This window comes from Microcoleus sp. BM001215392 (genome assembly GCF_036700185.1).
GTDB lineage: Bacteria > Cyanobacteriota > Cyanobacteriia > Cyanobacteriales > Microcoleaceae > Microcoleus.
The window spans coordinates 2,271-8,837 of record NZ_JAUBOJ010000331.1; the positions used below are offsets into that span (position 1 = coordinate 2,271).

A 6,567-nucleotide genomic window follows, 5' to 3' on the forward strand; every position below is an offset into this window, starting at 1 on the left:
AACTTTAATATATCATTTAACTGCACAACGGCAGCTTACTAAAAATTTGAACACACTTTGTGGTCGATCGCACAAATACAGCCGACAATCGAGTTGCGTGCAGACAACCGCTTGTTTGACAAAAACCGCAGGAGATAACCAAGTGGGCGATCGACTAATCAACACAGACAAAGTTATGTCAAGATTAATCTCACGATTAATTAGCGCGATCGCCCAAAACGGACAATCTCAGTCAAGCGTAACAACCCGACGCAAGTTTCAATGAACAATCCCATCTACCCCGGCATAACTCTCCACAACCACTACCGCATCGTCCGCGAATTGGGACACGGAGGCTTCGGGCGCACCTACCTCGCTGAAGATGCCCACCGATTTAACGAACCCTGCGTTTTAAAAGAATTTGCGCCCCAAGTCCAAGGAAGTTACGCCTTACAAAAATCCGAGGAACTCTTCGAGCGCGAAGCCGGAGTCCTCTACAAGCTGCAACACAATCAAATCCCGCGCTTTCGCGAAATGTTTCGCGTCAGTATAGTCGATCGAGGCTACCTATTTCTCGTCCAAGACTACGTACCCGGTCAAAATTACCGCTTTCTGCTGGATGCCCGCAAGCGTCAGGGTTTGCGGTTCATCGAAGCAGAAATAAATCAACTGCTGATTCAGATTTTGCCAGTCCTGGAATACATTCACTCCTTGGGAGTCATTCACCGCGACATCTCCCCTGACAACCTAATACTACGCCTATCTGACGGAATGCCCGTGCTCATAGACTTCGGCGGAGTCAAACAAATCGCCGCCACCGTAGAGTCTCTCTTCGCCGAAGCTAACGGTACTCCCGCCCCCGCAACCCGCATCGGCAAGCTCGGCTATGCTCCCGTCGAACAGATGCAAATGGGGATTGTGTATCCCCACAGCGATTTGTACGCCCTCGCCGCTACAGTTTTAGTGTTGCTGACAGGGAAGGAACCGCATCAATTGCTCGACAGCCAGACGCTGAATTGGAACTGGCGGGCGGACTGTTCTCTGTCTCCGAATTTGTCCTTGGTGCTGGATAAAATGCTCGCTCACCAGCCGAGCCAGCGTTACTCCTCGGCTCGCGAGGTTTTGCAGGCTCTCTCGGGCAATCCACCTTTAAGACCCCAGCCGCAGTCAGCCCCAGATTTTGGTCTGATGCAGCAGCCGCCGGAGCACTCGCCCATACCCGTACCCGTACCCGTACCCGTACCCGCCCCTCCCCCGAAACTGCCGGGGACTCCGGTGCGACTGGCGACAGTGGGGAACCGGCAAAAAATGCCTGCTTGGCAAATGCTTTTGTTCGTAATAGCGGTGCTTTCAAGTATGGGAACCGTTGGCTGGTTTGCGGGCAATTACGTGTTAAACCTGCAATCAAAAGTGCAGAAAATTCCCCTGACTCCGGGCCCGAAACAGCAGCAAGAAGATGCTTTGCGCGATCGCTTTTCCGAACTGAAAATTAACGATCGATTCTATAGCGGTTACGTCAATCTTGTAGACGAGACTTTCTATGCTAAATACCCGGAATTGGGCGGGCGCCTGTTAAAAGAAGGCGACGACGATCGCCAGTGGCGCCAAAGGTGGCAGAAAATCGGCGATGAATTGCTCGACAAGCTCTCAAACCTCAGCAGCGACGCTAGAGGGCGGTTGGGAAGTTATGACAGCGCCGATCGCGATCGTTGGAAAGCTGAGGCTAACAAGCTTTCTTTGAGCAGTCGGGCGCTTTACGATTTGGCTGATGCGAAGTTCTTTTATTTGTTTCCGCAGCAGCCGCGCGATCGCAATCTGATTGATTTGCCGATCGGACAAATTTGGCAAGCAATTACCGCTGACACCCTGACAGCTCTGCAAGCGGGAGCAACTCTCGAAAGCGTCGAATTTGACCGCCGCTCCAACAGCAAAACCCTCACGGGCAATCTCAAACCCGGTGAAGGCAAAGCTTACATTGCCCGGTTCGCCCAAAATCAGACTTTGAGCGTGAGTTTGCAAGCTCCGCGCAAATCGACTCTGCTGTCAATTTATGCTCCCGGGCGGACAAACAAAGTCAACCCTTTGCTGCAAGATGCAGAGGAGCTGAGTTGGTCTGGAGTCCTCGATGATACTGGTTTTTATGAATTCGTGGTAGTTTCTCAGTCATCCGAGCCGATCGCCTACGAGTTGAATCTGGAGACGAAATAACGCTCTGACTTAAGCCGCTTTCCAGGCAAAACTTTTCAAATCCTGTTCCTGCTCCCTGATTCATCTATAGAGTAAATCGAAAAATGGAAAATCGAAAAATGGAAAATCGAAAAATGGCTATTGACGCCTTGAGAGCGATCGGGCGATAATGAGGTAATACCGAGCGGTAAATTTTCTGGTTCAAAGAAAGAATATGCTGAGATTCGCGATCGTAACTTTAGTAACTTTGGGATTAGTATTAGTAACTGCATTGGGTTTATATCCCGCCAGTGCGACAGTCAGCAATCCCGAATTTTATGCTTGGAACTTTGCCTCTGTAGGCAGCAGCGAACTGGTTTGCAAAAAGACAGTTGTAGTTCCGCAAGACCGGATCGTTCCGTCATCACCTATGCAGGCAGTCAGTATCAATTCTGCAATTGTAGATCACAAGTTTTGCGCGAATTCCACTAAGCCTGTGAATTAATCCCCTGCATCCTGCGATGTCCCCTCAAACGACAATAAAATTGCTCGATCGTTCCGAAGGCGAGTCCGCATCCATCCCAGGAATGAAGTCAGAACGATCGAACACTTTTTGAGAACAAATTGACCGGAAATTGTATAGAGCTTGCCGCCATCCGCGCAGTGAAAATGTTGACGGCATTTTTTATGAGAAATAATCGATAACTTGTCATAAAAATTTATCAAATAATCTGGCACAGCAGTTTTATGTCCTCGAAAGCGATCGAACTCTTCCAAAATTAGCCACTTCTTCGACCGTGACTTAAAAACCGAAGAAAAATCATTAGCCAAATGGCTAATGATTTATTGGCTAATTGGCCTAATGAGTAACTAGCTAGTTTGAGTATGCTAGAGTTAGTCAGGTTCTGATATATAGTGCCATCTGTAATCTAAGTATCATGCTCAAAATTTTGGTCATTGAAGACGACGAATTAATCCGGGAAACTCTTCTGCAACTCCTGGAATCTCACAGCTACCGGGTCATCGTGGCCGAAAACGGTCGATTTGGGGTGCAGATGGCACTTTCGGAGATCCCGGATTTAATTTTGTGCGACGTGCAGATGCCGGAACTCGACGGTTATGACGTGTTGCGGACGCTACGACAAAACTCCCTAGCTGCAACAATTCCATTTATTTTCCTCACGGCTCAAAGTTCCAAAACCGATTTTCGTCGGGGGATGGAATTGGGCGCCGACGATTACCTGACAAAGCCATTTACTAAGGCTGAATTGCTGGGGGCGATTTCTTCTCGCGTCTCGAAACGGCAAACTATTACTCAACCGCTGACACTCGCGCTTCACCAAGCAGAAGCCAGACTCAAAGATTTAGTCAACGACTCGACCAATGTTTCGGTACTCTCCCCCGAAAAGTTGGCTCTGGAAGCTCTGCTGCGCCGCGCTCTGGCACAAGGTGAATTTCAGGTATACTATCAGCCGCAGGTGAATATTGCTACCGGACAAGTTATCGGCGCCGAAGCTTTGGTGCGGTGGCAAAATCCCGATCGAGGTATAATTTCTCCGGGCGAATTTATTCCCTTAGCAGAAGAAACAGGTTTAATTATTCAGATTGGCGAGTGGGTACTGCTGTCAGCTTGCGCTCAAGCCGCGAGCTGGCTGGCGGCGGGGTTCTCACCATTTACAATATCAGTAAATTTGTCGGCGAGGCAGTTGTCCGACCCAGAACTCAAGGCGCGAATTATCCAAATATTAGAAACTACAGGCTTAGAGCCAGCTAATTTAGAATTAGAAATGACCGAAAGCGCTCTGGTAGAAAATGCCACAGTCGCAGGCACAACTTTAAACCAACTCAAAGCTCTAGGAATTCGGATCGCGATTGACGACTTCGGCACTGGTTATGCGACTTTAGGATATCTCAAGCAATTTGCTTTTGACAGCTTAAAGATCGATCGCATTTTTGTCCGCAACGCCAACGAAGACGCTCAAAATGCTGCTATTACCACAGCAGTAATTTTACTCGGTCACAGCTTGAACATGACAGTAATTGCTGAGGGCGTAGAAACAGAAGCAGAACTAGCTTTTCTGAAACAGCACAACTGCGATATCATGCAGGGGTATCTGTTCAGTCGCCCCGAACCCGCACCGACAATTGAAAATATGTTGGTTGCCGACCAACGTTTGTTCGCGCAGCCCCTAGCAGCAGCACCTAGTCGCGCGATCCCATTTGTACCTATTTCCGAACCGGAAAAATCTAAAAACCTTTCCATGTCAAGTCTCGGAATAGTGTAAGTGCCAGCAAAATTTGTGTATAATAAAAAAAAATCTTTCTTTTACCGTCTATTTGGTGCAGAAAAGTTGACGATCCCTCCTCAAAAGTTGTAGCTTTTTAGGAGAGACGAATAAAAAATGGAAATTTAGCCCAACAGTCCTCAACTTATTCTCATTTTATTCGATCGGCGCCCGTAATTGGACTAATTGAGGAATTGTGGCGTCTTGAAATTGGGAGTCTTTATCAAGTTGCAGCAGGTAAACTCATTTAAGTTCCTACTTTGGGAGCCGCAGTTTCAAGAACTGTCAACTGGAATTGGTGCAAGGCCCTCATGGAAAGAATATTAGTAGTTGACGACGAAGCAGACTGTCAAACAGTCTTAGCAATGTACCTGGAAAGCCAAGGATACCGGGTAGAATGCGCTAATTCAGGAGTTGAGGCGCTCTCAATTTTTGAGAATGCACCCCCAGATTTAGTGATTTCAGATGTGATGATGCCAGAAATGGACGGGTTTGAGTTTTGCCGCCGCTTGCGCACAACCCGTTTGGGACAGCTAGTCCCGTTTATATTTTTGTCAGGTCAAGGCGAGATGGAGTCAAAAGTTGAAGGTCATGCGATCGGCGCTGACGATTATCTGGTAAAACCATTTCAGTCTGAAGAAATCTTGGCTAAAGTCAAAGCGCAGTTAGACCGCTCCCACCGCATACACTCCGAGATAGTCCGACTGCTGCAAACTTCTAACACCAGAGCCGTAGAGCCAAAAACTATCGCAGTAGTATTGCCGAACCCAGCACCTTTACCGCTAACACCAGCCGAGGAAAGAGTTTTTTGGGAGGTTATTCAAGGTTATACTAACAAACAAATTAGCGATCGACTGTTTATTAGCCCCCGGACTGTGCAAGCTCATTTAGGCAGCATTTTCAGCAAATTACAGTTAGAAAATCGAGCCCAGCTTGTGAAATTTGCCCTAGAAAGGGGATACAAACCACCTCAAACTTAGCTTTGGTCTCAACTTAGGGTGTACCAGCCCTTAATTACCCGCAATAAAAACGGTTTGAGCGTTCCGACTAAAGTCCTCATAATCTGAGGACTTTAGTCGGAACGCTCAAACCCATCTGATTATCCTCGTTCGAGAGAACCTGATATTATTCCAAATTCAAAACACAATAAGGAAAACTCGTCGTCACGCAAACCATCGGCCCCAAATTTGTACCCCGCAAATTTGCACGTTCCAAATCAGCCTGGCGCACGTCCCTCGCCGCATCGATATTTGTCCCCGTCAACTGAGTTCTAGGAAGCCTGGTATTTGACAGAATAGCATTCTGCAAATTAGTATCGCGCACATCAGCAAAAGACAAATCAGCCCCGCTTAAATTCGCACGATTAAAATTAACTCTAAACAGTAGCGAACGTCGCAAATCCGCATTCGACAAATTAGCTTGCAGCAAATAAGCTTCGCCCAAATTAGTATTAAAAAGCTTAGCACCGCGCAAATCAGCTCTCGTCAGATTGGCCCGCCCCAAAAAAGCATTAGACAAATCCGCATTTCGCAGATTAGCACTGTCCAAGTCAGCCCCGTACATCTCCGCATTAACCAAGTTAGCATTTGCCAAATTAGCACCACTTAAATCAGCTTCTAGCAAATTAGCTTCGTAGAGATTAGCTCCGCTTAAATCAGCACCTTTTAAATTAGCTCTGTACAAACTCGCCTTAAACAAATCAGCATTTCTCAAATCGCAGCCTTCACACTCCTTACTTTCCAGCAACTGTCTGACATGATCGGGATTTTGAGCTTTGACGGGAGCTACCAGCAAAAACGGCGCTAAAACTGCTACAGTTGCCGTTACACTTGCCAAGATTTTAAATTTCACAAACAAACCTCACTGCCACTTCAGACCAATTATACTCGCAAAATTTGCGATCGATCTTGCTGGCACTGTTCAGTTGACAGTTGACAGTTGACAGTTGACAGTTGACAGTTGACAGTTGAGAGCGACCTCTAACTGGAAAGAAGAGGATTGGAGTAATGAATAGTCTGATTTTAATTTCTCCCGATCTGGCTTGGGGGCTTTAAACCAATTATTTGTCGTATAATTAATATTATTGACCGAAAGCATCCAGGATACAAGCCCCCGGATTCATCCGTGGAGAAATAAA

The 6,567-nt window shown here is 47.0% G+C and carries 7 protein-coding genes; 5 read left to right on the plus strand and 2 right to left on the minus strand.

Going from position 1 to position 6,567, the window contains the following annotated elements:
- The 3 genes from QT974_RS26575 to QT974_RS26585 all read left to right on the plus strand — a co-directional run.
- Window positions 1-265, plus strand: a 265-nt coding sequence (locus QT974_RS26575) for a hypothetical protein (RefSeq protein WP_333471406.1), incomplete at its 5' end; no start/stop codon positions are given.
- Window positions 262-2,187: a serine/threonine-protein kinase gene (locus QT974_RS26580; protein ID WP_333471407.1), complete on the plus strand. Its 1,926-nt coding sequence runs from the start codon at window positions 262-264 to the stop codon at window positions 2,185-2,187. The genes QT974_RS26575 and QT974_RS26580, both read left to right, overlap by 4 nt.
- A gap of 193 nt (window positions 2,188-2,380) precedes the next feature.
- Complete coding sequence (locus QT974_RS26585; protein WP_333471408.1) at window positions 2,381-2,650, plus strand: hypothetical protein; 270 nt, start codon at window positions 2,381-2,383, stop codon at window positions 2,648-2,650.
- On the opposite strand, the gene QT974_RS26590 is transcribed toward QT974_RS26585, so the two are convergent.
- Window positions 2,647-2,976 carry a hypothetical protein gene (locus QT974_RS26590; RefSeq protein WP_333471409.1) on the minus strand — a complete coding sequence of 110 codons (330 nt, stop codon included), beginning with the start codon at window positions 2,974-2,976 and terminating at the stop codon, window positions 2,647-2,649. The two genes, QT974_RS26585 and QT974_RS26590, sit on opposite strands and share 4 nt — an antisense overlap.
- 107 nt (window positions 2,977-3,083) lie before the next feature.
- Here QT974_RS26590 and QT974_RS26595 point away from each other — a divergent pair, with 107 nt between their 5' ends.
- Both QT974_RS26595 and QT974_RS26600 read left to right on the plus strand, forming a co-directional pair.
- Window positions 3,084-4,430, plus strand: a complete 1,347-nt coding sequence (locus QT974_RS26595) for an EAL domain-containing response regulator (RefSeq protein WP_333471410.1) — start codon at window positions 3,084-3,086, stop codon at window positions 4,428-4,430.
- Between the two features lie 311 nt (window positions 4,431-4,741).
- The gene (locus tag QT974_RS26600; RefSeq protein ID WP_333471411.1) at window positions 4,742-5,410 is read left to right on the plus strand and encodes a response regulator transcription factor; all 669 of its coding nucleotides are present in this window, start codon (window positions 4,742-4,744) and stop codon (window positions 5,408-5,410) included.
- Between the two features lie 145 nt (window positions 5,411-5,555).
- Here the strand turns inward: QT974_RS26600 and QT974_RS26605 are convergent, their stop codons facing one another.
- On the minus strand, window positions 5,556-6,281 hold the full coding sequence (locus tag QT974_RS26605; protein ID WP_333471412.1) for a pentapeptide repeat-containing protein: 726 nt from the start codon (window positions 6,279-6,281) through the stop codon (window positions 5,556-5,558).
- Window positions 6,282-6,567: the final 286 nt, after the last annotated feature.